Genomic DNA, 25759 nt, shown 5'->3' on the forward strand with positions numbered 1-25759 from the left:
GCGCTATGTATGGAGAAAAGTGTTTTGCACGGTTTCTGGTAGGAATGTGAAAAATAGATTTACACAGTTTATCTTGTATTTCCATGGATTTACAGGAAAGCGGCTGCCAATTTTAGCAGAGAGCCGGAAAACAGAGTTCAAAAGGTGCTTTATGGGGCTTCATTAGCTGGAAACCTGATTTTATTAGCTGAAACCGAAAATTCTGCTAATGGCATTAGCTGGCTAATTTTGGTGATAGGTTCAAAATGAAAAATGCGAAGATCGTCTTTCACATGGAAAAATGACCTTCGCATTTTCATAAAGGGATACCCCAGACAGGATTCGAACCTGCGGTCTCCTCCTTAGGAGGGAGGCGCTTTATCCAGCTAAGCTACTGAGGCATATTATGTATTATCGTTGATTTTTCGAAATTCAACGTGCTTGGAAACGAATATGCAGAATGATTTTCACACCGAAGTGACCGACTGCTTTGCAACCGGGACGATGGTAAAGTTGTTGCATCAAAATTTGTTGGGAAAATCTCGATCCTCAGCCTTGCTTTTGATTAGAGCAATCACTTCTACCCCCAAGGTATCAGGTTGACCGAATTCTTAGGAGGCTTGCGCTCTATCCAACTGAGCTACGGAGACGGATACCCTATTATAATACAGCATTTTGCGGATAAAATCAAGTTGAACCGGCGGGCAAAATGGTGTATGCTATAGAGGAAATGAAAATAGCCGCGGCAGGCTTTGCCGCGTGCGGAGGAGCTTATGGAAAAAGCAAAAGGGAAAAAGCTGTTTTACCGCCCGGCGGGCAAGCGCAAGGGGATGTATACGCCTACGCAGATCATCTGTGTGAGCTTTGTCATCGTGATCGCGCTGGGCACCTTTCTGCTCAGCCTGCCGGTTGCCAGCAAGCACGGGCGGCTGGATGTGCTGAACGCCATGTTCACCGCCACAAGCGCTACCTGCGTTACTGGTCTGATCGTGCGGGATACCTGGACCCAGTTCACCTACTTTGGGCAGGCGGTGATCCTGCTGCTCATTCAGGTGGGGGGTCTGGGGTTGGTCACCCTCACCAGCTTCTTCGCGCTGGCTATGCGGCGGCGCATGGGCTTCCGCGATCTGCGGCTGCTGGGAGAAAGCGTCTCAGCGGACGGATATGCGCAGGCCAAGGACGTGCTGAAGATCGTGGTGGGACTGGCTGGCCTGTTTGAAGGCATTGGCATTGTGCTGCTGATGTTCGCCTTTGTGCCGCAGTTCGGGCTGGAAGGCATCTGGGTGAGCGTGTTCACGGCCATCTCGGCTTTCTGTAACGCGGGCTTTGATCTGTTTGGCCGGTTCGGCCAGTATTCCTCACTGGCACCCTATGTGAACAATTACTATGTTCAGGCCGTTGTGATGTTCATGATCATCTCCGGCGGTCTGGGTTTCATGGTATGGGTGGAGATCGGTCAATACCGCAAAAAGCACCGGCTTTCCCTGCAGGCCAAGGTGGTGCTGAGCTTCTCGGTGATCCTGTGGCTCGGCGGCGCGGCGCTCATCGCGCTGATGGAGTGGAACAATCCTGCCAGCATGGGCGGGCTCTCTGTGCCCGGCAAGCTGATGGCGGCGCTGTTCCAGTCGGTGTCCACTCGTACTGCGGGCATGAATACCATCGACCTTGCGGCCTGCGGCCCCATCACCAAACTGCTGATGAGCGCGCTGCAGTTCATTGGTGCGGCACCCGGCTCTACCGGCGGCGGCGTGAAGGTGACTACGTTCGCTGTGATCATCCTGACGATCCGCAGTGTGGCTCAGGGCCGCGATGACTGTGTGATCGCAGAGCACCACATCGAGTCCAAGACGGTTTATCGTGCTTTGACCATTATCGTGCTCGGCGGGCTGGCGGCGGTTGGCTCGGCTGTGGTGGTGTACTACAACACTTCGGAGGCGGTATCGGTCATTGACGCTATTTTCGAGTCCTGCTCTGCCTTTGGCACAGTTGGCCTTTCGGTGGGCGTTACCGCTCAGCTGAACCGGGGCGCAAAGATCCTGTATATGCTGGTCATGTTCATGGGCCGTGTCGGCCCGGTGTCGCTGGCCATGAGCCTGACGGCAAAGCCGGATGACAACAAACGGAAGATCATGCCGGTGGGGCATATCAACGTTGGTTAAACGATTTTGAATGCCCTCCTAGAGTTGCGGCTCCCAGCATCCACTTCATGCCTTGAGCGGCATTCGTGTCTTGCTGGCCGCGGCCCCAACAACTCCTCCCTGCTTCTGCCGCAGGCAGCGGTCGTCGTCGTTGTACTCTGGGCATGTTCGGTGGAATTTGATTTTTATTTTTCGCATTTGTCACAGCCCCGACGCTTGTCAGGGCGAATCCCTTCCATCTGCTAACGCAGATCGCTCGCCTGCTTGAAAGCCCCACTGGGGCTTTCATTGCTACGCAACCGCAGGGCTGCTCCAAATGCATTTTCACGAGTGGAGTCGTAGAGATAAGCGTCAGAGTATAATAAAAGTGGGTGCTATCCGAAAATAGCACCCACTTTTTTGTATATTGAAAAATAAAATTTACTCTGCGTACAGCTTGATGATGTTCAGCAAGATCTCGGTGCAGCGGTCCATGCGCTCAGCGGTGATGCACTCGCATACGCCGTGGAAATTGAAGCCGCCGGTGCCCAGATTGGGGCAGGGCAGGCCTTTCCAGCTCAGCATGGCACCGTCGGTGCCGCCGCGCACCGGAATTTCCTCCGGTTCCAGCCCGGCCATGCGGGTGGCTTTGCGGGCGGTCTCTACTAAGTGGAAATGCGGCTTGATTTTTTCCAGCATGTTGCGGTAGCTGTCCTTGATCTCCACGGTCACGGTGCCTTCGCCGTACTTTCCGTTCAAAAATTCGGCAATATCCAGCATGTTGTCCTTCTTGAACTGCAGCTTTGCGGCATCGTGGTCGCGCAGGATGTAGCCCAGCTTTGCGGTGGTCACATCGCCGTACATCTGGCACAGGTGGTAGAAGCCCTGACGGCCCTCGGTGGTCTCCGGCCGGGCCGTGACGGGCAGAGCACCGTGGAACTCCATTGCTACGTTGGAAGCGTTGATCATGGTGTCCTTGGCGGTGCCCGGGTGCACCGAGAAGCCGCGGATGGTCACGGTGGCGGAAGCGGCGTTGAAGTTCTCGTACTCAATGGAGCCGGCATCGCCGCCGTCCACCGTATAGGCAAAGTCGGCACCGAAGCCCGGAATATCGAACAGCTCTGCACCCTCGCCGATCTCTTCATCCGGAGTAAAGGCGATACACAGCTTGCCGTGGGGCAGGCCTTTTTCCTGAATGGTCTCAACAGCGGTCAAAATTTCGGCAATACCGGCCTTATCGTCGGCACCCAGCAGGGTAGTACCGTCTGAGGTGATGAGGGTCTCGCCCTTCATGGAAGTAAGAAAGGGGAACACAGAGGGCTTCATCACCATGCCGGTGGCGGGCAGAGTTACGTCGCCGCCGTTGTAGTTTTCCCACACAACGGGCTGCACATTCTCACCGCTGGCATCGTCGGCAGTGTCCATGTGGGCGATCAGGCCCAGAGCGTGTTGATCCTCACAGCCGGGCGTGGCAGGCAGGGTGCCATAGACGTAGCAGTGCTCGTCCACATGGGCATCCTCCATGCCGAGGGCCTTCATCTCCTCCACCAGCTGGCGGGCAAGGTCAAACTCCCGTTCAGCGGAAGGGTGCGTACCGGAGTTTTCGTCCGAGGTGGTATGCACCCGGACATAATTCAAAAGCCGTTCATAAGCGCGCATAAGGCACACTCCTTTTATATTTCAGTGATGTATACTTCTCAGTTCTTTTATCATACCCTCTTTTCCGACAATTTACAACTGTTTTGCACGCATTCATATGGAAAGATGAATCCTCATTTTTAAGATGAACAAAATTCACGCAGTAAAATGCATCCATCTGTGCAGAACGTGTTACAATAGGTACAAAATAAGCCGGGAGGGAAGTTTTATGGCAACAAAAGTCTTTTTTTACACCCTGCGCCCCTACGATGAGCTGGGTATCGCGCAGCGGCTGGCACCGAAGCTGGATGTTGAGTTTGGCTCTACGCAGGAGTATCCCACGCTGGAAAATGCTGAACTGGCAAAGGGCTATGATGCCGTGTCGCTAACGCCTTGCGATATGAGCGCGCCTATGGTCAAGCGGTTTCACGAGCTGGGCGTAAAGTCCATCTGCTGCCGTTCCATCGGCTACGACCACGTAGACCGCGAGACGGCCCGGGAACTGGGCATGAAGGTGGCCAATGTGGATTATCCGCCAAACGGCGTTGCAAACTTTGCCATTATGCTGATGCTGATGAGCCTGCGCAAGGCAGGGCACATCCTCAAGCGCGGCGAAGCGCAGGACTACTCCCTGCAGGGAAAAATCGGCCGCGATATTTCCAACTGCACTGTGGGTGTGATCGGTACGGGCCGCATTGGCCGCACGGTGCTGCAGCATCTGTCCGGCTTTGGCTGCCGCCTGCTGGCCTACGACCTGTACCCCAACGACGAGGTAAAGAAGATCGCCGAGTATGTGCCGCTGGAGACCCTGCTGGCGGAAAGCGATGTCATCACTCTGCACACCAACGCTACGGAGGAAAATCACCATCTCATCGACACCAAAGCAATTGAGAGCATGAAGCCGGGCGTGACCATCATCAACACCGCCCGCGGCAAGCTGATCGACAGCGATGCACTGATCGCCGGGCTGGAAAGCGGCAAGATTGGCGCGGCGGGCCTGGACGTGCTGGAAAATGAGAACGGCCTGTACTATTATAATCGCATGGGCGATGTGATCCCGAACCCGGAGCTGGCGGCTCTGCGCAGCATGCCCAATGTGATCCTGACCGACCACACGGCTTTCTACACCCACGAGGATGTGGAGAGCATGGTGCGCGGTGTGCTGGAAAGCGCAGCTGCCTTTGAAAAAGGCCAGCCCACCCGGCATGATGTGACGGAAAAGTAAAAAATACCGGTGCAGCTTTTTGAACTGCACCGGTATTTTTGTGTCTGTAGAAAAATCAGCTCAGGTCTTCGCCGTTGGTGGCAATGACCTTTTTGTACCAGTAGAAAGACTTTTTGCGGAAGCGTTCCAGTGTACCAGAGCCGTCTTGGTTGCGGTCTACATACACAAAACCATACCGCTTACTAATCTCCGCAGAGGCTGCACTGACGCAGTCAATGGGGCCCCAGCTGGTATAGCCAAACACTTCTACGCCATCTGCAATCGCACGTTCCATTGCCTGAATGTGGCCCCGATGGAACAAGATGCGTGCATCATCTTCCACCGTCTGCGTGCCATCCTGCAGCATGACCAACTGCTCACGGGCGCCGATCCCATTTTCTGCTACGAAAAGCGGTTTGTGGAAATGCTCGTACAGATAGTTCAGGATATAACGCAGCCCCTCCGGATCAATTGGATAATCGTAGTCCGAAACCGGCACGAATGGATTTTTCAGCCCACGCATCACATTTCCGTTTGCCATCTGATACTTGCTTTCGTCTGCGGCCACCACTTTACTGCTGTAATAACTGAACGAGACAAAATCGACTGTATTCTGCAAGGCGATTCGGTCATCTTCGGTGATATTCAGCTGGACATGGTTTTCCTTCCAGAGACGCTGTGCATAGTAGGGATAGCTGCCGGTACAATGCATTGTGATGAAGTAATCCAGCTCCTGCTGTGAGAGCATGGCTGACATCACATCATCCGGATTGCAGGTCATTGGATAACGCGGTGCCGAAGCTGCCATGCAGCCGATTTTCAGGGTGGCGTCCAGCTGGTGTGCAAACTGCGTCACAAGTGCACTGGCCACCAGCTGATGGTGGGCAGCCTGGTATTTGTCCTGTGCGGTAAGCTTGGATTTTGGTGTCATCACACCGGCCCCCAACAACGGCGAAATCAGGGTCACATTGATTTCGTTGAAGGTCAGCCAGTATTTTACACGGTCATGGTAACGGGTCAGTACTGTCTTGGCATAGCGCACAAAGTATTCGATTGCTTCACGAGAACGGAACCCATCCAGTCTGCGGCACAGCTCCAGTGGCATCTCATAATGGGAAAGTGTGATTAGCGGCTGGATGCCGTATTTCAGGCACTCATCGATTACCTGATCATAGAACGCAAGGCCTGTTTCATTGGGCTCCTGTTCAAAACCAGTAGGATAAATACGGCTCCACGCAATGGAAAAACGGAACACCTTGAATCCCATTTCGGCCAGAAGCGCAATATCTTCCTTGTAGCGATGATAAAAATCCGTACCCAGCAGTTTGAGATTGTCCGGCGTAGGTGCTTCCGTCACCGGACCTTGTACGCCGTGCGGCATGACATCCTGCTGGCTTAGGCCCTTGCCATCTTCCAGATAAGCACCCTCACACTGGTTTGCTGCCAAAGCACCGCCCCATAAAAAATCTTTCGGAAAACTCATATTTTACTTCTCCTGAACCGGATCCTTAAAGGTAATATAGGAAAGGATGAAAGCACTGACCATGGCGATTGCAACAGCGATGCACATATTGATAAACGAGTTATCCTCGCCAAGGTAGACAGCAAGTGCAAAAATGGTAGAAGTACCGTAGGCCCACTGCTTAACATGCATCAGGCCTGCAAACAGTCCGCCAAGAGCGCCGCCTGCCATTGCACAGTACAGGGGTGTTTTATACTTCAGGCCAATGCCATACAGGGTGGGTTCAGTAATACCGCACAGCGCGGTAACACCAACGGTGGAAGCCAGACTCTTGATCTCGGGGTTCTTGCTCTTCAGGGCAACGCCAAAGGTTGCAGCGGACTGTGCCATGTTGCTGCAGACCATGCCGGGAGCCAGAATAGTAGCGTAACCCAGCGTAGCACGCTGAATGCTCTGTGCACTGCCCAGTGCATAGTGCATGCCGGTCATGACCAGCAACGGGCACAAGCCGCCGACCAGCGTGGGACACAGCCAGCTTGCATAAACATCCAGTGCGGTGAATCCCTTTGCCAGATAGGTGCCGATAATGGAGCCCAGAGGGCCAAGCACAACGTAACCGACCGGGACCGTAATCAGAACAGTGATCATGGGGACAAAGAAAACTTTGATTGCTTTTGGCGTTTTCTTTTCAAAGAATCTTTCAACGATGGACTGGAAGTAGACGATCAGAATAATGGGTACAACACTGGAAGTATAGCTTGCCAATGTGACTGGCAGGAAACCGAACAACTTGACTGCTTCACCTGCGGTGCGCAGCGCAATATAATTGGGGTGCACCAGCATTGCGGCAAAGATCAAAGACAGATATGGGTTGCACTTAAACTTCTTGCCCGCAGAGAATGCCAGAAAGAAGGGCATATAATAGAAAACGCCGTCAGCCACCAGATAGAACAGTTGGTAGGTCTGGGAATCCGAGCTGATCACGCCGAACTGGGTCAGAATGGACAGGATGGCCTTGATCATACCGGCACCAGCCAGAGGTCCAATCATCGGCATAACGATGCTTGCCATCGTATCGACCAGGCGGGAGAAGATATTCTTCTTTGCCCCGTCCTCGGCTTCGGCCTCGGCATCTGTAACCGCCGGCTCGCTCTTGACGCCAGTCGTTCTGATCAGTTCATCATAAACTTCGTTCACATTGGGGCCGATAATGACCTGAAACTGCCCTGCCTTGTAAACGCAGCCTGCCACGCCATCGATTTTTTTTACTTCTTCAATATCTGCTTTTTTCACATCAATCAGGCGGAAACGCAGGCGGGTGATGCAGTGCGTTGCGGACGAGACATTTTCCTTGCCGCCAACTGCGCGCAGGATCTCGTTGATAAGTTTTTCGTTGTTCGCCATGAAGGGAACCTCCTCTTTTCTTTCCGGCTCCCCGAATGTGACCGTAAGGCGGCCGCGGCGCAGGGCGGCGGATGCAACATCCGGCAGCTTTGCCACAGCGTTTTCATCGGCCAGACCGGCGTCCTTCAGGGTGATATAGAGCATATCGTCCTGAAACTCGCACAGGCTGGTGTTTTCTTTTCCGCCGATCAGCGGAAAAAGCTTTTCCAGAAACTTCTCACGATCCATAGGGGAAACCTCCGTTTGTGGATAACTCTATCTGAATCCGGCCCGGACGCGCGCATCTCCGGAGCCGGAAACATTCAAAAAATCAATCGCTTTCGCGGTTCTGCACACGGTAGATGTGCAGCATCAGGTACAGCACTTCATCACGGCTGCAATGCCAGCCGTGGCGCTGCTCAATATTCTGTGCCACGGTGCAGGCACAATGATAGACGGCGGGGTATTCGCGGGAAAGCTCGTCCAGCATCTTCCCGCTGCCCTGTTCCATGGCTACCCCGGCGGAAAGCCGCCGCACCAGAAACTGGATGTGCATGGCAAACCGGGCATAGTTGTAGCTTTCGCGATCTAGCACAATGCCAAGCTCCTGCTCGACGGAGGCCGTCACTTTGTCCAGAACTTCCACGGCGGTCAGGGTGCTGGACAGGTCACTGCCTTCCAGCTCGGCATTAACGATATGCAGCGCAATGTTTACGGCCTCGGCGCGGGGCAGGGAAGAACCGGTACGCAGACGCACGGTCTCCAGTGCCCGCAGGCCTAGCTCGTATTCATGGGGATACAGATGCTGCACGTCGTAATGCAGCGGAGCTGCCATCCGGATGCCCTGCTTTTCCCGCTGCTGTGCAAAGGCGATGTGGTCGGCCAGCGTGAAGGGCAGGTTGGGGTTCAGCTCGGTGTGCAGGGTGATCTCGGCCTGCTCGGTAATATCTGCCGCTGCCAGAAGCGCTTCTTCCGGCAGGCTGGCCAGCATTTCATAATACTGCGGGTCTACGTCGTAAAACGTGCGGTAGACCACAGAAAGATCGGTCAGCTCATAGGGCATCGGATGGAAGCCTACCCCGCGGCCCAGAACGACCATCTCACGGCCGCGATTATCCTGCGCCACGGCAGCGTTGTTGTTGATCTTACGCAGCAGCTTCATGGACAGCTTCCTCCCGACAGAATGTTGAAAAATACGCAATAAAAAGAAAAAACCTCCGAAAGCATCTACCTGTGCAGAACCGATAACACACCCATAGTGTCTTTCGGTTAACTGCCAGTAGCGCCTCCCGAGGAGTAACGACTGGTTTAATTGTCTGCAAATATCTTACCAGAACAGACAGAGAAAATCCATTCGCGATTTCGACAAAAGATATTCTGAAAAATCAGACGGGTTACCCAAATGTTGGATACAATAAACCCCTGCCGACAGGAGAAATGCCATCGGCAGGGGGAAAGCATACTATTTGAAGAAAAATCAACCCAGACTGATGCCCATGCGGCGGGCGACGGTGAGCAGGTCGCAGTTCTCCGGCACATTGCGGGTCTTGCCTGCAATGTCGGCCAGACGGTTCTCGGTGACATGGCGGTTCACCATGGCAACGGTCACGCCGTAGCGCTCGATCTCCACCAGCTTTGCCGCATAGCTGCCGAACTGGGTGGCCAGAACACGGTCGTAGGCACTGGGGCTGCCGCCGCGCTGCATGTGGCCCGGGATGCACACACGGGTCTCCATGCCGGTTTTTTTCTGCACGGCCTGTGCAATGCGGTTGGTGGCGGTGGTGCCAAAGCCTGCCTCGGCGCGTTTTGCCATCCATTCCTTGCGCTTCATGCCGGCTTCCTCGCAGTTGATGGCACCCTCGGCCACAGCGATGATGGAGAAGTTGGAACCCTTCTTTGCGCGGCGTTCCACGGCAGAACACACACGGTCGATATCATAGGGCTGTTCCGGCAGCAGGATAATATCTGCACCGCCTGCAATGCCGGAGTACAGCGTCAGCCAGCCAGCCTTGTTGCCCATGATCTCAATGCACATCACGCGGCTGTGGCTGCCTGCGGTGGTGTGGATGCGGTCGATCACATCGGTGGCAATGTCCACGGCGGTGTGGAAGCCGAAGGTTACGTCGGTACCATAGATATCGTTATCAATGGTCTTGGGCAGGCCGATGATGTTCAGACCCTCCTGCGAGAGCAGGTTTGCGGTTTTGTGGGTGCCATTGCCGCCCAGGCACAGCAGGCAGTCCAACTTGGCTTCCTTGTAGGTCTTTTTCATGGCGGCAACCTTATCAATGTTGTCGTCCTCCACCACACGCATCATTTTAAAGGGGGTGCGCTTGGTGCCCAGAATGGTGCCGCCCAGCGTCAGGATGCCGCGGAAATCGTCCTCGCACATCTCCTTGTAGTCGCCGTTGATCAGGCCGCTGTATCCGTTCAGGATGCCAATGATCTCCACGTTATCGCCCATGCGGGCATACAGTGCTTTTGCTACGCCGCGGATGGTGGCGTTCAGACCCGGACAGTCGCCGCCGGAGGTCAGGATTCCAACACGTTTTTTCATTCAAAAGCCCTCTTTCATTTGGTATTCAGCGCCGCGCGTTCTGCCTTTTAAAGTCAGTCTGCCCGGAGACCTACCTGTTTATAGTATAAGATTATTCCGGATGGGGGCCGCTGTCAAGAGAAGCGCAGAAAATTTACACGCTTCCACGGTGCATTTCTGCGGGCAGGAGAACAGCGGGAAAACTTTTGCAGAAAAAATAAAAAAATGGTTGACAAGCGCGGGCCTTTTGAGTATAATATCCCTTGTCAGCAGCGCACGGCGCGGCAGACAAACAGAATAATGGGGATTTGCATAGTGGTAGTGCGGTAGACTCTGACTCTACTTGTGGGAGTTCGATTCTCTCATCCCCAACCAAGAAAACCGCAGTCTCAACTGGCTGCGGTATTTTCGGGGCATAGCGCAGTTGGTAGCGCGCCTCGTTCGGGACGAGGAGGCCGTGGGTTCAAATCCCGCTGCTCCGACCAAAAAGAACCAGTACACATTCGTGTACTGGTTCTTTTTTTGTCTCTGTGCGGGATTTGAACAGGGCGGCGGTGCGAAGCACCGCAAACAAAGCCATAGTATGGCTTTGTTTAGCCCGCGGGTCCCAACCCGTAGGAATGTCTAACAGGGTGCATGCTGCTAACACATTCGTGTACTGGTTCTTTTTTGTCTCTGTGCGGGATTTGAACAGGGCGGCGGTGCGAAGCACCGCAAACAAAGCCATAGTATGGCTTTGTTTAGCCCGCGGGTCCCACCGGCTAGGAATGTCTAACAAGGTGCATGCTGCTAACACATTCGTGTACTGGTTCTTTTTTGTCTCCGCGCGGGATTTGAAGGAGCACGGGCCGCGCCGTAGGCGAGGTAATCAAAGCCCCAGTGAGGCTTTGATTAGTGCGCGGGTCCCAACCCGTAGGAATGTCTAACAAGGTGCATCCCGCCAGGAGTAGCGGGATCTGCAATCCGCAAAATTTTGACTTGTGTTCTAAATATGATATACTGGAAGAGCAAAGCCATATCTGGCTGCAGAACGGACAAAAAAGCGAGGAAAAACAGAAACTATGCAGGAAACAAAAAAGAAAAAACGGGCGGTCGCGCTTTTTGTGATCGTTCTGATCTGCCTTTGCGGCTGGTGGGCTGTGCGGAAAGAGGGCTTCTTTCTGGATGAGATCTACTCCTACGGCCTTGCAAACAGCAGTTATGTTCCGTTTTTAAGCTGGCTCCATGGTGGAGAACAGGTGGCAAACGGCAAGCTGCCGGAGGCAGTGTTCACGCAGAGCGAGTTTCTGAATTATGTTGCCCCGCAGGGAAGCACACGGTTCGACTATGCGTCGGTCTACTATAACCAGACGCAGGACGTTCATCCGCCGCTGTTCTACTTTTTGCTGCACACGGTGTGCTCATTATTTCCGGGCAGCTTTACAAAATGGACGGGTCTGGGGATGAATTTTGTGCTGCTGGGCGGCACGCTGGCAGCGCTGTATGCGCTGGGCATGGAGCTGTTTGCAGACTGGAAAAAAGCGTTGTTCGTCTGTGCATTGTATGCGTTCAACCGTGAAATGATCTCGAATGTGACGATGGTGCGCATGTATATGCTCATGACCTTGCTGACGATCCTGCTTGCGCTGCTGGTGGCAAAGTCTCTTCGCAGGCCGTCTGTGCCCAGATATCTTCTGATCGGTGTAACCATCTATCTTGGCATGATGACCCAGTATTTCTTTGTGGTCTATGCCTTCCTGCTGTGCGCAGCGTATGACCTTTACCTGATGTTCCGGCGCGAATGGAAAAATGCTGCTGCATTTTCGCTTCCGGCGCTTGCGGGCGTTGGCGGAATGCTGCTCACCTTTCCGTGCTGGTATGCACAGCTGCACTCGCAGGATACGGTTTCGCTGGAGTCAACAGCAAACAATCTGCTGGATCTGGCGCAGTACCCCAAAGGCCCGCTGGAGCTGATCGGCTGGAGCATCGTCGGTTTTGCTGTAGGCGCAGGCATTATGGCCGTGCTGGTCCTGACGAAGCTGGGGCAGCGCTGGCTGCCGGGCAAGTTGCGCGGCACTACGCTGATCCCCGAGGATGTCAAGCTGATCGCGGTCCCGGCGCTTGCTGCATTTCTGGTTATCGCGGTGATCTCGCCGTATAAGTCGCTGCGGTATGTGTATCATCTGCAGCCGCTGGAAGCGCTGTTTTGCGGCTGCGGCCTTTTCTCCATTCTGGATACGCTGCGTGCAGGCACCAGAAAGCGCGTTCTGCAGATCGTGTGCCTTGCAATGGTCGTGCTTGCATTTGTGATCGAGCCGGAGCGCATGTACAGCGGTACTTATAAGATAGACAAAGAACTGGAACAATACAGTCAGGCCGCCTGCGTGGATATTACCGGGGACCTTGGCAGTTTCACCTCCGGTGTGCAGGAGCTTCTCAAATTTCAGGAGGTCTGTGTGGTGCCGGACGATTCCAGTGAGCTGCTGGTGCAGTATAACACCGGCGAAAATGATACGCTTGTGCTGTTCATTGGAGGCCGGGGGCTGTGGCAGTTCGTGACGGCAGAACAGGTGGAGCAGATCACGGCCCAGAACATGGAAACTGCGTGGAACGTTGCCCGACAAGGCGACTATGAGGATGTTTCGCTGCTGGCAACGCAGGAGTTTGAACAGATCTTTGTTTTGAAAAAGTGAACGCTTTGCCGCACAGCAGAAGGGAAAACTGCCTTTTTTGCGTGTGCTATATCGTTTTAAGGTAAAGTGTGCTAGAATAGTACCATCAACGATTCAGGAGGGTATCCCATGCTCAAACGACTGCGCAAAGCGCACCCGATCTTATTCTGCGTTCTGGCAGAAGTGATTTTTCTGGCAAGCCTGTTTGTAACAGATCTGGTCTTTACCATTGCATTGGTTCTTTTCCGGACGGATTTTGCGTCCATTGATACATACCTCTACAGCACTCTGCAGGAGCTGGTGGGGGCCATGGTGGCGGTGCTGTTTCTGGTACGGACAGACCGTGCCGGGCTGCTGCGCCGCCGCGGCAGCGGCTTTTTCAATGGCCTGCTGGTGGGCATGTACCCGCTGGTGTTCATTGGCTACAATGCCTTTGGGTCGCTGGTGCTGGGCCGGCCGGAGAACGGCGTGCTGCAGCCTGCGGCACGCATCTGCACCTTCCTTGTCAGCATGGCCATGGTGGGTGTGGCCGAGGAATTCATCTTCCGCGGTGTCATTGCCCAGACCCTGCTGGAGCACTTTGGCACCAGCCGCGCCGGTGTGTGGAAGGCCTGCCTTTTGTCCGGTGTGCTGTTTGGTGCGGCGCACCTGACCAATATCCTCAGTTCGGCACCGTTCGGTGTGCTGATGCAGTGCGTGTTTGCAGCATCGCTGGGCACTCTTTTTGCGGCAATCTACTTCCGCACCGGCAATTTGTGGGTGACGGTATTCCTGCATGGTGCCATGGATATTTCGTCCATGCTCATCGGTGGGCTGTACGGCACCACTACCGTGGCCGATGCGGTAAGCGGCTACGATGCATCCATGCTGCTTTCGGTGCTGCTGTATCTGATCCCCACCGCAGTTCTGCTGCGCAAAAAGAAGCTGCCGGAGGTGCAGCTGTACTGGCACCAGTACGTAAAAAAATAAAGGCAGGATGCAAAAAATATCCTTGCATTTTGCACAGGGTTCTGGTATACTGTATCTGTTACCGTGGTACGGGGTTGGGAGTATGCCCGCTTTTTGGGAATGCCGTTTCCCGCCGCTGTTCCATTGGCACATAAAATTTTATAAAGAGGTATGTAACTATGAACAAGCAGGAAGTTATGGCCAAGGTCGCTCTGACCGAGAAGGACACTGGCTCTCCCGAAGTGCAGGTCGCTCTGCTGACCGCTCACATCAACGAGCTGAACGAGCACCTGAAGAAGAACCCGAACGATCACCACAGCCGCCGCGGCCTGATGAAGATGGTTGGCCGCCGCCGCAATCTGCTGGCTTATCTCCAGAAGAAGGACATCGAGCGTTACCGTGCTCTGATCGCAACTCTGGGTCTGCGTAAGTAATTTAAACAGAGGGCAGGTACCGCAAAGGTGCCTGCCTTTTGCTTTTGTATACAAATGGCAGCGGCTGCGTATTGCAGCAGTAAATCGAACGCCTGTGCCCCGAATGCTTTTTCATGGCGCGGGCGGCTCACATCAACGGCAGAGACATTCCCCCGGTGGGGGAAATATCTCAAACAAAACCGGATGTGAACGGCACGGACGCTGGATTTATTGCTATGATGCGCGTGCCACCGCCTTTTGGATAGAAAAAAATCCGAAAAAACAAGGAGGCAAAAACAATGGCAATTGAATTTGGTTCCCGCAGAGAGACCTTTGAGAACTACAAGGTCTACGAGACCATGCTGGCAGGCCGCCCGTTCAAGGTAGAAATGGGCAAAATGTGCGGTCTGTCCAACGCCAGTGCACTGATCCGCTACGGTGAGACCTGCGTGATGTGCAACGTGGTCATGAGCCCCAAGCCCCGCGAGGGCGTGGATTTCTTCCCCCTGAACGTGGAGTATGAGGAAAAGCTCTACGCCGCAGGCCGCATCCCCGGCAGCTTTATGCGCCGTGAGGGCCGCCCCGGTGAGCGCGCCATCCTGACCAGCCGCGTGGTGGACCGCCCCATGCGCCCGCTGTTCCCCAAGGAAATGCGCAACGACGTGTGCATCACCATGACCGTCATGAGTCTGGACCCCGACTGCAGCCCTGAGATCGCCGGTATGATCGGTGCTTCTCTGGTCACTGCCGTGTCCGACATCCCGTGGAACGGCCCCATCGGCGGCGTGCAGGTGGGTCTGGTGGACGGCGAGATTGTGCTGAACCCCACGCAGGAGCAGCGCAAGGTGAGCGACCTTGCCCTGACCGTTGCCGCCACCATGGATAAGATCGTGATGATCGAGGCCGGTGCCAACGAGGTGGACGAGGACACCATGCTGAACGCCATCAAGGCCGCTCACGTGGAGATCAAAAAGACCATTGAGTTCATCAACCGCATCGTGGCCGAGCGCGGTAAGCCGAAGATCGACTTCCAGGTGGTGGGTCTGGATATGGACGTGTTCCACGCCATCCAGAACAAGTATCTGGACGACTTCAAGGCCGCTATGGACACCGACGACAAGAATGTGCGCGATGCCGCTCTGCTGCCCATCATGGACAAGATCGCCGAGGAGTACCCCGACCTGACCGCTGCTGACCTTGATCTGGTCAGCTACAAGATGCAGAAGTTCGTGGTGCGCCGCTGGCTGCTGGACGAGGGCAAGCGCGTGGACGGCCGCGGCATCAACGAGATCCGCCCGCTGGCTGCCGAAGTGGGCATCCTGCCCCGCGTGCACGGCTCCGGCATGTTCACCCGCGGCCAGACGCAGGTGCTCACCACCTGCACTCTGGGCGGCACCAAGGACAACCAGCTCATGGACGACCTGACCGATGAGCAGACCAAGCGCTATATCCATCACTACAACTTCCCGCCGTACTCTGTGGGCGAGGCCCGCGCACCGCGCAGCCCCGGCCGCCGCGAGATCGGCCATGGCGCACTGGCAGAGCGTGCTCTGGTGCCCGTGCTGCCCTCTCTGGAAGAGTTCCCCTACACCATCCGCTGCGTGTCTGAGGTGCTCTCCTCCAACGGTTCCACCTCTCAGGCATCTATCTGCGGCTCTACGCTGGCCCTGATGGATGCAGGCGTGCCCATCAAGGCACCCGTTGCCGGCATTTCCTGCGGCCTGATCACCGAGGGCGACCGCTGGATGACCATGCTGGACATTCAGGGCGTGGAGGACTTCCACGGCGATATGGACTTCAAGGTGGGCGGCACCCGCAAGGGCATCACCGCCATCCAGATGGACATCAAGATCGACGGCCTGACCTACGACATCATTGCCGAGGCTTTCGAGAAGTGCCGCAAGGGCCGCCTGTATATTCTGGACGAGATCATCAAGCCGGTGATCGCAGAGCCCCGCCATGAGCTGAGCCGCTACGCACCCAAGATGTTCAGCATGATGATCCCCACCGATAAGATCAAGGACGTGATCGGTAAGGGCGGCAAGGTCATTCAGGACATCTGCGCTACCTGCAACTGCAAGATCGACGTGCAGGAGGACGGCCATGTGTTCGTCTCCGCTGTAGATCAGGAGGACGCAAAGCGCGCCATCTTTACCATCAAGACCATTGTGGAGGACCCCGAGATCGGTGCCATCTACAAGGGCAAAGTGACCCGCCTGATGAACTTTGGTGCCTTCGTTGAGATCGCACCGGGCAAGGAAGGTTTGGTGCACATCTCCAAGCTGGACACCAAGCGTGTGGAGCGCGTGGAGGATGTGGTGGCTGTGGGCGATGCCATCGTTGTCAAGGTGACCGACATCGACCAGCAGGGCCGCATCAACCTGAGCCGCCGCGATGCCATTCTGGCGCTGGAAGCCAAGCGCGCCGAGCAGGCACAGCAGCAGTAAACCCTGACTGCATAAAAGAAACCGAAAAAGAGGACCCGATGCATCTGCATCGGGTCCTCTTTGTTGTATCGAAAGAAAATTATACTGTGCGGTATTTGCGATCCAGCGCCCAGCCGAATGCAAACAGCACCACACCGCTGACAGCCAGCACCGGCACGGGCCAGTTCAGCTGACCGGTCTGCGGCAGACCGCTCATTACCGGATTATCCGGGTGGCCCGGCAGAACGGGGCTGTCTGGATTACCGGGTGCTACCGGATGATCCGGGTGGCCCGGAGCCACGGGATTGTCCGGATTACCGGGAGAGACCGGGTTATCCGGGTTGTCCGGGTTGTCCGGCGGGGTAGGCGTATCAGGATGATCGGGCGTATCCGGCGGCGTAGGCGGGGTAGGGGGCGTAGGCGGCGTGTCCGGCTTGGTGGGGGTGTAAGCACCCACCTTGGGGCTGGCATCCACCGCATAATTCCACTTGCCATCCTCCGCCATGGGCAGAGAGACAAGGAACGGATTGATCGGCTCATAGCCCTTGGAAGCCTCGGTCTGCACGATCAGATACAGGCCCAGCTCCAGATCACGGAAGGTCACGCTGCCGTCCTCGTCAATGGTCTTCGCAGTGCCCTCGGCGCTTTGGGGCAGATACTCCTGCAGCTGGGCCGCAAGGGTGCTGTCAGTCAAATCGCCCAGCGCAATACCGCAGCCGTAGAAATCGCCGCAGTATTCGTAGCTCAGGTTGCCGTTTTTGCGCTTTACCTCGGCCACACGGTACAAAGTGAGCTTGCCGCCGCTCAGCGCCTTATCGTTGGCGCTGTCGTACAGCGTAACGCGGATGGTGCCGGTAGTGGGATTGCCGCTGCTGTCCACCAGCTTGATGTTTGCGCTGGTGGCAAGGGCAGGCAGCGCACTTGTTACCAGAAGGCACAGCACCAAAAGCAGGGCCGCAGCGTGCTTTTTGAGATCAGTGCGTTTCATGTTTTTCACCTCTTGTAGATTTGCGTTTGCGGTTGGAGAACAGCAGCCAGAGCAGCAGCACCAGCAGCAGGGGCAGTGCCATGATGGGAGCTGTGATGATCGGTTCGATCTTGACGGCATCGGCTGTTACACGGATGTGCTTGAGCTTGTCCGGCGTGGTGATGCGGCGTCCGCGCACCAGCAGGCGGTGCGTGTTGATGCCGTAGGGGGTGCAGGTCATCAGGGTGACGTAATCCTTGCCGTCCACCACCTTGAGGTTGTCCGTCTCGGTGGGCAGAACGATGGAGATGTTGTCCACCTCGTAGGTGAGCACGCGGTCCAGCACGGTGATGGTAAAGGTATCGCCCACTTCCAGCCGGTCGAGATTGGTGAACAGCTTGGCGCTGGGCAAGCCGCGGTGGGCCGAAATGACCGCGTGGGTGCTGCCGCCGCCCACCGGCAGGCTGGTGCCCTCCAAGTGGCCTGCGGCGATCTGCAGCACGCTATCGCTGGTGCCGTGGTAGATGGGCAGCTCCACACCGATCTTTTCAATGGTGATGTAGCCCATAATGCCGGTGCCGGTCACATCCAGCGTGCTTTCGTAGGTGGGAAAGCGCTGCGGGAAATACAACGCATCCGGGTCTGCGGCGATCTGCGCATTGAACGCATCTGCCGCCTCGAAATAAGCGGAGTAGTCGGCATCGGTCAGCTTGTCCACGTCCTCGGCATAGGTGGCCACAGCACGGGACTGATGCAGCTGGTTGACGTAATCGCTGAGGGTGGGGTATAACATCACGGATAGACCCACGAAAAAGACGAGGATCAGGATGATGGTGCTTTTGTTCTTTTTCATGGGCTACTCCCTAATGTTATAAGGATAGGAGCGGGGGCCTTGCGGCCCCTTTGCTCCGGGTTCTTGGGGGAAATGGAGCTTACTTGTTCTCCATGCGCTTCTTGGTGACCAGCAGAACGATGGCCGCAACCATCAGGCCGCCGCCGACCACATAGAACAGGGTAGTGCCCATGCCACCGGTGGAGGGCAGAGTAGTGCCGGTCTTGTTCTCAACTTCAACGCGATTTTCAGTGCTGGTAATGTTGGTAGCGGAGTCTTCAGTGCCCTGCTGCTTATAGGTGATCGTTGCACTCGCGCTGGTTTCATTCATCGTGCTATGCTCGATCTTGATTTCGATGGGGCTGGTCAGAGGATTATAGCCGGTGGGAGCCTTGGTCTCTTCCAGATAGTAAGTATCGGCATCCAGACGGCTGATGGCGATTTTACCTTCTTTATCCGAAGTCAGGGGAGTGGCCTGCTCTTTCTCGGTGACCCACTCGATCTTATCAGCGGAAATTTTTGCATACTCGGGGATGTTAGAAGAATTCTGACGGTACAGTACGAAGGTTGCGCCCTGCAGGGGCTTCTTGACAGCGGTGCTATCCTGGAAGTATTTGTAAATATCGATCTTCCAGGTATAGGTCTTGGTGGAGCTGGAAGTGCCTCTGGTGCCATCTTTGTATTCCAGGGTAGCCTCATTCGGGTTGCCAGTGGAACCAATCACAGCCTTTTCGTTGATAACAGCGGTGTACTCAACCACCACCACGTCATTCGGCTTCAGAACGTTCTCTTTGAAAGCAAGCTCAAAGGTGCAATTAGGATCAACGGTGACGCCGGCACCCTGCTTCAGCGTATAGTGAGTATTCTCGTTCAGCGTATCACTAGTAGAAGTGCCTGCGTTGGTACGGGTCACGCTGGTGATGCCTTTGAAAGTCAGACCATCGGACATCTTATCGTGCAGAACATAATTCTTGGGGTCGCCATCCGTAACTTTGATCGTAGCGCGGAAAGTAACGGTATCGCCCACATCAGCGTCATTGCCCTTGCCGTAGGTGTTGGTGCTGTCCTCGAGCACTTCCTTATCCACAGTGGGAGCGCCGTTCTTTTCGTTGATGGTCACTTCCTTATCGGTAGTGCCGATGGAGCAGATAGCACCATTGCTCAGAGAGGAAACAACCAGATACCAGCCGAGGGGCAGGTCGGTAAAGGTAACAGTGCTGCCGGAAGCTTTTTGGGAACCATCGTTTGCAATGGTATTATCACTTGCCCACTTGCCGGCAGCATCTGCAAAGTTCTGAATAGCGGAAGAATTGTTATTCTTATCACTATTTACCCAGGTAACAGTGCCGGTTGCATTGTCAACCTTTAAGTCACTGGAACGAGTGTTAATAAAGGCATTCCAAGCTGCAACTGCCGTATAGCGGTATGCGTTATTGGTTTGATCGTATTCCAGCTCCAGAATACGATAAATCGTGTAAGTCTGGCCAGAAACAGCATTGTTGATGGTGATTTTGCCATCGTTGCTGCTAGATGCCGCAAACGCGGGTACTGCCATGGCACACAGCATGGCAACTGCCAGCAGTGCGGCCAGCAGCTTTTTGATTGCTTTCTTCATCATGATTTGCGAAAGTCTCCTTTCAAGTTTTTCTGATTTTTCTGATTCCTATTTTCAGGGTCTGCTTCCGGCGCAGAATCAATTTTGCCGCCGTGTCAGGAAGGATGCAGGCTTTTTAACGTTCCCTCCTCTCGTGTCTGCGCTTTCTGCAAACCCCGCACACCAGAGCGGCAAGCATCAGCGCGCCGCCGCCTGCTGTATACAGTTTGGTACCGGCCCCGCCGGTAGAGGGGAGTTCGTATTCGTCGGACTGCGTAGAGCGGTTGACCACCTGCGCATTGACACCCTCCGACGGGGTAAGCGTGATCTGCGGGCAGCTCTCCGAGGCCTCGCCGCTGCCGATCACATAAGAGGTGGTGTAGCCATCGGTAGCGGAAACCTCTTCCAGCGTGTACCAGATGCTGCCGTCCTCGCTGGTGGGTAGGTCGCTCCAGGTATAGGTCCATTTGTTATCATAGCGCAGCTCTGTAATCGGGTAGGCATAAATGAAATCTTCCCACGTATAGGTTCCCTCATTGCAGGCCACAGCAGATGGGAACCAGCTATCCAAAGGAGATTCGACCTGAATTGTGACATCACCCTTGATATTGGTAATATAAACATTTCCGTTAGTGGAGTCTGCGCGAGTGATTGTGGCGTTATCAGCGGTTTCTGGGGTGGCAGTAAACTTTTGGGTACCATTCCAGTTAACAGTAATACTGCCGTTGCGGTAAACAGAGCAGGAATAAGAGAAGCCGTTTGTACCAACAAATGTCACAACCGCTTTTTTAGCGTGTTTGACCAGCTTTACATTGACCGGCTTCAGCACAGTCAGAATGGACTTATCGGTGATCTCATCACCGTTGGAGTCCTGCCAGACCTTGGTCACCTTCAGGCTTCCGGGCTTGACGTAGTGGGGTTTGGGGGCATTGTTGCAGTAGTAGTAAAAGCTTCCGAACGACTCATTTTCCCCCAGCTTGTAGAGGGCGAAGGAGTCACGGCCTTCGACAAAGCCCGAATCTGTCGGCAAGGTATAGGCAGTTTTGGAAATGACAAAATAGTGATACGGAGTGGGGTCTGGCAGCAGGTAACCTTCCGGCGCAGCGGTTTCATGCAGACGGTAAAGCGTATCCTGCATAAGACCGGACATGACGGAATTGCCGCTCTGAGAGGTGACATACTGCTTTACATCAGTCCACTGGCCATTTTCATAGGCTTCCAGCTGGAACTTTGCATCCGACAGCAGATTGCTCTGGGTACCGGAGTACTTCACGATCGTAACATTGTTGGTGTTGAAATCGATGCCTGCGTTACCGGAAGAATCGCTCTTGAAATCTACATTTTCATCGACGTAAGAATTATAGCCCTCCAACTGCACGGTATTCTTGAACTTATAGTTCTTAGCGGGCAGATTCTTGGTATTGACCGTATAGTGGAAAACCAGAACCAAAGCCTTGCCGTCTGGTACCTTCGTCCAGACTTGAATCTGGTTTCGATCCTTATTCCGTTTGGTGTAGTAGGTATTCCCAGTAACGTTTTCCGGAGCAGAGCTGCTGTCGTAATCTCCTTCAATCGGGGCGAGATCCTTGAGGAAAGTCGTTGCTTCCAGAGAGCCATCTGCCTGCAGCTCACCCTCAAAGACAGAGACACCTGCCAATGTTACACGGTCGGAGGTGGTACCATCTTTGCTGTACAGACCATCCGGAACAGACATGAAATCATACAGAGTCAACGACACGCCATTGTTCAGTGTGACGCTGTTAGGATTGACCTGTACCTGATAGGTCAGAAGGCCGGTTGCTTCATCATAGTTGCCGTGTTTGCCCACAACATTTCGGGTGACAGTTTCCTTAAAGGAATCACTGCCGCTCTGTTCGCCGTTCCGCTCGAATGTAGCGTTGTTGACAAAGGAGGCAACATTGCCACCGTTCCAGACCTCTGTGTTATCAGGGTCCAGTGTGGTGTCGTAGGTGATAAAAACACGTTTGCTGAGCGTTTTGTTCCCATTGACTGTAAGCGTATAGCACTCCGGCTGAAGAGTGACCACCAGTTTGGTGCTGCCGTCTGCCTGCTTTTCAGCAGAAACGGTATAGGAATTGCTTGAAACTGCGTTACCGTTCAGCTCGACCCGGACGCTGCTCTCATCCAGATTCAGGCCGGCAGGGATGAGGTCCTTAACGACCCATTCTTTGTCTTTTTCAGCATCCCATACAAGACCCTCATCCGTGGTATCGTTTATAGCGATCGTCCACGGAATCTTCTGTCCGGGTTTCAGGGTGATGGTGTCTTCTGTTTTGTTCCAGTTGCTGGAATCGCCTGCAATCTTCCGGAAGTATTTACGCTGCTCGGAAGAGTTGGTGAAATCATACACATCCGAAACAATATCGCCCTGATTCAGCTGTCCGTAGTTCGTGATCTGACAGCGTGTGCCAGATGCCACCCAAGACAAATCGGCTGTGGTCTGATATTTGATGGTTGCAGGCCCCTGAATGTTCTTTTCTTTGAAATCTACCGAGAACAGTCCGACTTCAACACCGTTTTCGGTGCGCGAATACTGATAGTTGATGGTCACCTTGTCGGTTACTTCAAGATCGGATGCATCAAAAACGTGTACGCTGTCAGCAACGATTTGCTGCAGGCGGACGCTCTTGGAAGTGTCGGCATCCCAGCGGGTGCTGCTCCAATCGTAATAGACGAGGGTGTTAAGGTCTGTTGCATTGACAGTTGTGACCCAATCCATAGTTGCGGTTTGGGTATCATGACTGCCGTTTTCCAAGTGCTTACTCAGCAGGGTAGAAGGAATTTTCACGTTGAAAGAGTCGGAACCATTGATGCCGGTACCATCGATCTTACCGGTGTTCTTGACGACCGTCTCGGATTCAGATGCGTTTTCAGGTGCTTTGGTACGATAGGTGATCTCGTAAGAATGGAAACCTTCTTCCAGAGGGTAAGTAAGCAGCTTGCTGCTGCTGTCATAGATGGTGTTGTCCAGTGTGACATCGGTGGATTTTCCATCCTTCGTGACGGTGATCTTATTGTCAACGGGATCATCAGGAAGCGTATCAGTAAACTTGGCATCTTTCGGCAGATAGCGCAGAGAGGTGTCATCCTGATCGATATTGATCTTCACGGTCCAGATGATCTCGCCATTCTCAAGCTTGCCGGACTTGTCGATCAATTTTGTGGTGAGAGAGGTCTCTTTCGTTTTACTGGTGTCCTTAAAAGTGACAGTGTTTTTGACCTTCTCGTTGTTGACGTAGTCAACATTGCCGAAGTTAGTAGCCTTTACCTGATAGGTGATCGTATAGGTTCCTGCAGCGAGGGTCTCGCCCTCCTGTCCCAGTGTGATGGTTTTTGTGCTGGAGTCAGTCCCATCCGTCCAGGAAACGGTCGTGTTGGACGCACCGTTCGAACCAGAAACATCCGGCGTACCAGTATACTGGAAGTCGGCATTGGCAGGACAACGCAAGGCATCGGTCAGGGTCAAAGGAGCAGCCATGTCATCCTTTAATTTGAGCGTGACCGTGTAGTCAATGTAGGCATCATGACTATCATAACGCAGAGAGCCAGCGTCCTTGGACAGGGAATAGTTCTTTTTATCGGACGGCTTATCTTCGCTCTGATCCTTGATCGTGATCGTGATGTCTTTGCCGTTAATGGTGAACTTATTGGATTCATCTGTGCTGATTTTAGCGGTATCCCACTGAAAATCGAAAGAAACGTCGGTTTTGACTTTACTGTCTTTCGTCGTTTCCTGCTGGTTGATGTAATCTTTATCATAAGTAAAGACAACATACCAGTCTCCGTCGGCATCCTGCACGAACTCGTAGGTGCCACAGATGGTTCCGTTGGGGCCGGAATAAGAAGAGTCCTTCAGACTGCCTTTTTCAGCGCCGCCATTATTCAGCTTGTCGAGACCCTCTGGAATCGGGACATATACTTTATAATTATTGTCCTTGATGCGGTCAGCCGGGATATCACGCAGATCGATAAAGCCATGAAGCTTATCGGTTACGGTACTCTCTGTGACGTCAGAGTAGTCGGAGTCCTGCAGCTTCTGAATCTTGAAATCGGTTACATACTGAGAACCATTCAGCATCTTTGAAAAATCAAGATCAGTGCCATCCATCGTATCCGCTCCGCTCTCCGCGGCCTGCACAGATGCCACGGGGATCATGCCGGTGAGCTGGGACGGCGCAAGGGACACCTCGGACACCTTGCCGTCCACGTTGCCGGAGATGACCGTCAGCGTGCCGGAAGCTTCGTCCACAGCCGACACGATGCCCACGGTCTCACACGAGACAGTGCGCTCTTCGGTCTGCGGCTCGGCCGCTGCCGGGGCGCTCAAAGCCTGCAGCAGCTCGGTGTCAGCATCCGGGGAAAGGTCCTCGATCTGCGGCTCGTCTGCCACAGCGACCGTCTCGGTCGTGGTGGCGTTATAGAACACGATATCACCGGGCTGCAGGCCAGTAACAGACATGTCTGCGTCCATTTCATAGGCCGCAATGTCGCTGTCCGGGTCCAGCAGATAACCGGTGGAACGCAGCTCGCTGCGCAGGGCCAGCGTACTGGCGCGCTGCGGGATCGCGCGCTGCGGGATATTTGCATAGTTCAGGCAGTAGGACAGGAACATCACGTCCCACTCGCCGTAGGGGTTGCCGTACCACTGGCCGTAGCGGGTGTAGTAGCGCAGGGTCTCGCCGTCATCGGTATCAAGCTTGAAATTTTTCTCGCTCTGCTCATAGCCCAGTTGACCCTGTGCCACGGTGAGCAGGTCTTCGTTCCACATGCCGGACAAGGCCGTGCCGGTCTTGTCCAGCCATTCGTCTTCGTCCTGCGTGCCGTCCAGCGGGTCGGACAGGCAGTTCACCGTGTGGTGATGCTCCGGCAGGCCGCAGACCAGCACTTCCTCGTAGCAGGCATCGGTGTGGTGGTGCACCGGGGTCTCGATCACAGGATCGACCACCACGGGCTTTGCGGCCACCGGCTCCTCAAACAGGGCCACCGGGTCATAATCGGGGTTCACTTCTTCTACAAGCTCGCCCTCTTCCAGACCGCACACCAGCTCATAGGTGGTGGTGTAGCAGCTGTCGTCGTGGGTGTGCTCGAACAGATCACAGATCAGGCTGCCGTCCTCGGGGTCAAAGCAGTCGTCGGTGTGGGTGTGCTCTTCTTCCAGGCAGGTCAGCTCCTGCACTTCCTGGTAGCAGTCGTCGGTGTGCTCATGGGGCACAAAGATGTACTCCGGCTCTGCGGAATAGGCTGCAATGCCGGGATCATCCGCATCCACGCCGAACGCATCATCATCCATGCCGAATGTATCATCAAAAGACATGCCGTCGTCCGTCATGGTAGCGTTCCAGTCCTCCGGTTCGCCTTCCTCATAGCCGCACACCAGCTGCTTTTCATAGCAGGCAGCGGTGTGCTCGTGCTCCAGCTCGCCGCACAGATATTCGGCCGTTTTGGCAATGCCCACGCCGTGCAGCTGCCAGTTCACGAACAGGCTGGTGGTAAGCGCCAGTGCCAGCAGCAGCGCAGTATAGCGTCTGGCGCGCTGGTGGTTCCGACGGAACTTTTCCTGATATTCTTTCACAATATCCCGCATGATT

The 25759-nt window shown here is 54.6% G+C and carries 15 protein-coding genes and 3 tRNA genes; 8 read left to right on the forward strand and 10 right to left on the reverse strand.

The window, feature by feature from the left end; translation table 11 throughout:
- Positions 1 to 306 precede the first annotated feature (306 nt).
- A tRNA-Arg gene (locus tag DW937_RS12215) sits at positions 307 to 380 on the reverse strand.
- 372 nt (positions 381 to 752) lie between these two features.
- Here DW937_RS12215 and DW937_RS12220 point away from each other — a divergent pair.
- Positions 753 to 2138 (forward strand): potassium transporter TrkG, encoded by a 1386-nt coding sequence (locus tag DW937_RS12220; RefSeq protein WP_118529298.1) that lies wholly within the window; start codon positions 753 to 755, stop codon positions 2136 to 2138.
- Between the two features lie 399 nt (positions 2139 to 2537).
- Here DW937_RS12220 and pepT read toward each other — a convergent pair whose 3' ends face one another.
- Positions 2538 to 3755, reverse strand: a complete 1218-nt coding sequence (gene pepT, locus DW937_RS12225) for a peptidase T (protein ID WP_120121084.1) — start codon at positions 3753 to 3755, stop codon at positions 2538 to 2540.
- 208 nt (positions 3756 to 3963) lie between these two features.
- Here pepT and DW937_RS12230 point away from each other — a divergent pair, with 208 nt between their 5' ends.
- Complete coding sequence (locus tag DW937_RS12230; protein WP_120121085.1) at positions 3964 to 4959, forward strand: D-isomer specific 2-hydroxyacid dehydrogenase family protein; 996 nt, start codon at positions 3964 to 3966, stop codon at positions 4957 to 4959.
- Between the two features lie 55 nt (positions 4960 to 5014).
- Here DW937_RS12230 and DW937_RS12235 read toward each other — a convergent pair whose 3' ends face one another.
- From DW937_RS12235 to DW937_RS12250, 4 genes are all read right to left on the reverse strand, one after another.
- Positions 5015 to 6421, reverse strand: a complete 1407-nt coding sequence (locus tag DW937_RS12235) for a family 1 glycosylhydrolase (RefSeq protein ID WP_118529295.1) — start codon at positions 6419 to 6421, stop codon at positions 5015 to 5017.
- Positions 6422 to 6424: 3 nt separating this feature from the next.
- Complete coding sequence (locus DW937_RS12240; protein WP_120121087.1) at positions 6425 to 8032, reverse strand: PTS transporter subunit EIIC; 1608 nt, start codon at positions 8030 to 8032, stop codon at positions 6425 to 6427.
- 82 nt (positions 8033 to 8114) lie between these two features.
- Complete coding sequence (locus DW937_RS12245; protein WP_120121089.1) at positions 8115 to 8945, reverse strand: PRD domain-containing protein; 831 nt, start codon at positions 8943 to 8945, stop codon at positions 8115 to 8117.
- A gap of 315 nt (positions 8946 to 9260) precedes the next feature.
- On the reverse strand, positions 9261 to 10340 hold the full coding sequence (locus tag DW937_RS12250; protein ID WP_097776657.1) for an ATP-dependent 6-phosphofructokinase: 1080 nt from the start codon (positions 10338 to 10340) through the stop codon (positions 9261 to 9263).
- A 280-nt stretch (positions 10341 to 10620) separates the two neighbouring features.
- On the opposite strand from DW937_RS12250, the gene DW937_RS12255 reads away from it, so the two are divergent.
- The 6 genes from DW937_RS12255 (at position 10621) to DW937_RS12280 (ending at position 16778) form a co-directional block, all read left to right on the forward strand.
- Positions 10621 to 10694 (forward strand) — tRNA-Gln (locus DW937_RS12255).
- A gap of 34 nt (positions 10695 to 10728) precedes the next feature.
- Positions 10729 to 10804 (forward strand) — tRNA-Pro (locus tag DW937_RS12260).
- Positions 10805 to 11380: 576 nt separating this feature from the next.
- On the forward strand, positions 11381 to 12991 hold the full coding sequence (locus tag DW937_RS12265) for a glycosyltransferase family 39 protein (RefSeq protein ID WP_120121090.1): 1611 nt from the start codon (positions 11381 to 11383) through the stop codon (positions 12989 to 12991).
- A gap of 108 nt (positions 12992 to 13099) precedes the next feature.
- The gene (locus DW937_RS12270) at positions 13100 to 13939 is read left to right on the forward strand and encodes a CPBP family intramembrane glutamic endopeptidase (protein WP_118529220.1); all 840 of its coding nucleotides are present in this window, start codon (positions 13100 to 13102) and stop codon (positions 13937 to 13939) included.
- A 158-nt stretch (positions 13940 to 14097) separates the two neighbouring features.
- The gene (gene rpsO / locus DW937_RS12275) at positions 14098 to 14352 is read left to right on the forward strand and encodes a 30S ribosomal protein S15 (protein WP_005933138.1); all 255 of its coding nucleotides are present in this window, start codon (positions 14098 to 14100) and stop codon (positions 14350 to 14352) included.
- Between the two features lie 278 nt (positions 14353 to 14630).
- Positions 14631 to 16778 (forward strand): polyribonucleotide nucleotidyltransferase, encoded by a 2148-nt coding sequence (locus DW937_RS12280; protein ID WP_097776654.1) that lies wholly within the window; start codon positions 14631 to 14633, stop codon positions 16776 to 16778.
- A 79-nt stretch (positions 16779 to 16857) separates the two neighbouring features.
- On the opposite strand, the gene DW937_RS12285 is transcribed toward DW937_RS12280, so the two are convergent.
- From DW937_RS12285 to DW937_RS12300, 4 genes are all read right to left on the reverse strand, one after another.
- On the reverse strand, positions 16858 to 17745 hold the full coding sequence (locus DW937_RS12285) for a SpaA isopeptide-forming pilin-related protein (protein ID WP_120121092.1): 888 nt from the start codon (positions 17743 to 17745) through the stop codon (positions 16858 to 16860).
- Positions 17732 to 18577: a class C sortase gene (locus tag DW937_RS12290; protein ID WP_120121095.1), complete on the reverse strand. Its 846-nt coding sequence runs from the start codon at positions 18575 to 18577 to the stop codon at positions 17732 to 17734. Before DW937_RS12290 ends, DW937_RS12285 begins: the two co-directional genes overlap by 14 nt.
- Positions 18578 to 18656: 79 nt before the next feature.
- Entirely contained in the window at positions 18657 to 20174 is a 1518-nt protein-coding gene (locus tag DW937_RS12295; protein ID WP_120121124.1) for a SpaH/EbpB family LPXTG-anchored major pilin, read from the reverse strand.
- A gap of 112 nt (positions 20175 to 20286) precedes the next feature.
- On the reverse strand, positions 20287 to 25755 hold the full coding sequence (locus tag DW937_RS12300; protein WP_120121097.1) for a SpaA isopeptide-forming pilin-related protein: 5469 nt from the start codon (positions 25753 to 25755) through the stop codon (positions 20287 to 20289).
- Positions 25756 to 25759: the final 4 nt, after the last annotated feature.

The sequence above is a fragment of the Faecalibacterium sp. AM43-5AT genome (assembly GCF_003603345.1).
GTDB lineage: Bacteria > Bacillota > Clostridia > Oscillospirales > Ruminococcaceae > Faecalibacterium > Faecalibacterium taiwanense.

Bases quoted from the DNA above. Each gene is read 5' to 3' on its own strand.
- DW937_RS12220 (WP_118529298.1), top strand. From the start codon at position 753: ATGGAAAAAGCAAAAGGGAAAAAGCTGTTTTACCGCCCGGCGGGCAAG.
- pepT (WP_120121084.1), bottom strand. From the start codon at position 3,755: ATGCGCGCTTATGAACGGCTTTTGAATTATGTCCGGGTGCATACCACC.
- DW937_RS12230 (WP_120121085.1), top strand. From the start codon at position 3,964: ATGGCAACAAAAGTCTTTTTTTACACCCTGCGCCCCTACGATGAGCTG.
- DW937_RS12235 (WP_118529295.1), bottom strand. From the start codon at position 6,421: ATGAGTTTTCCGAAAGATTTTTTATGGGGCGGTGCTTTGGCAGCAAAC.
- DW937_RS12240 (WP_120121087.1), bottom strand. From the start codon at position 8,032: ATGGATCGTGAGAAGTTTCTGGAAAAGCTTTTTCCGCTGATCGGCGGA.
- DW937_RS12245 (WP_120121089.1), bottom strand. From the start codon at position 8,945: ATGAAGCTGCTGCGTAAGATCAACAACAACGCTGCCGTGGCGCAGGAT.
- DW937_RS12250 (WP_097776657.1), bottom strand. From the start codon at position 10,340: ATGAAAAAACGTGTTGGAATCCTGACCTCCGGCGGCGACTGTCCGGGT.
- DW937_RS12265 (WP_120121090.1), top strand. From the start codon at position 11,381: ATGCAGGAAACAAAAAAGAAAAAACGGGCGGTCGCGCTTTTTGTGATC.
- DW937_RS12270 (WP_118529220.1), top strand. From the start codon at position 13,100: ATGCTCAAACGACTGCGCAAAGCGCACCCGATCTTATTCTGCGTTCTG.
- rpsO (WP_005933138.1), top strand. From the start codon at position 14,098: ATGAACAAGCAGGAAGTTATGGCCAAGGTCGCTCTGACCGAGAAGGAC.
- DW937_RS12280 (WP_097776654.1), top strand. From the start codon at position 14,631: ATGGCAATTGAATTTGGTTCCCGCAGAGAGACCTTTGAGAACTACAAG.
- DW937_RS12285 (WP_120121092.1), bottom strand. From the start codon at position 17,745: ATGAAACGCACTGATCTCAAAAAGCACGCTGCGGCCCTGCTTTTGGTG.
- DW937_RS12290 (WP_120121095.1), bottom strand. From the start codon at position 18,577: ATGAAAAAGAACAAAAGCACCATCATCCTGATCCTCGTCTTTTTCGTG.
- DW937_RS12295 (WP_120121124.1), bottom strand. From the start codon at position 20,174: ATGATGAAGAAAGCAATCAAAAAGCTGCTGGCCGCACTGCTGGCAGTT.
- DW937_RS12300 (WP_120121097.1), bottom strand. From the start codon at position 25,755: ATGCGGGATATTGTGAAAGAATATCAGGAAAAGTTCCGTCGGAACCAC.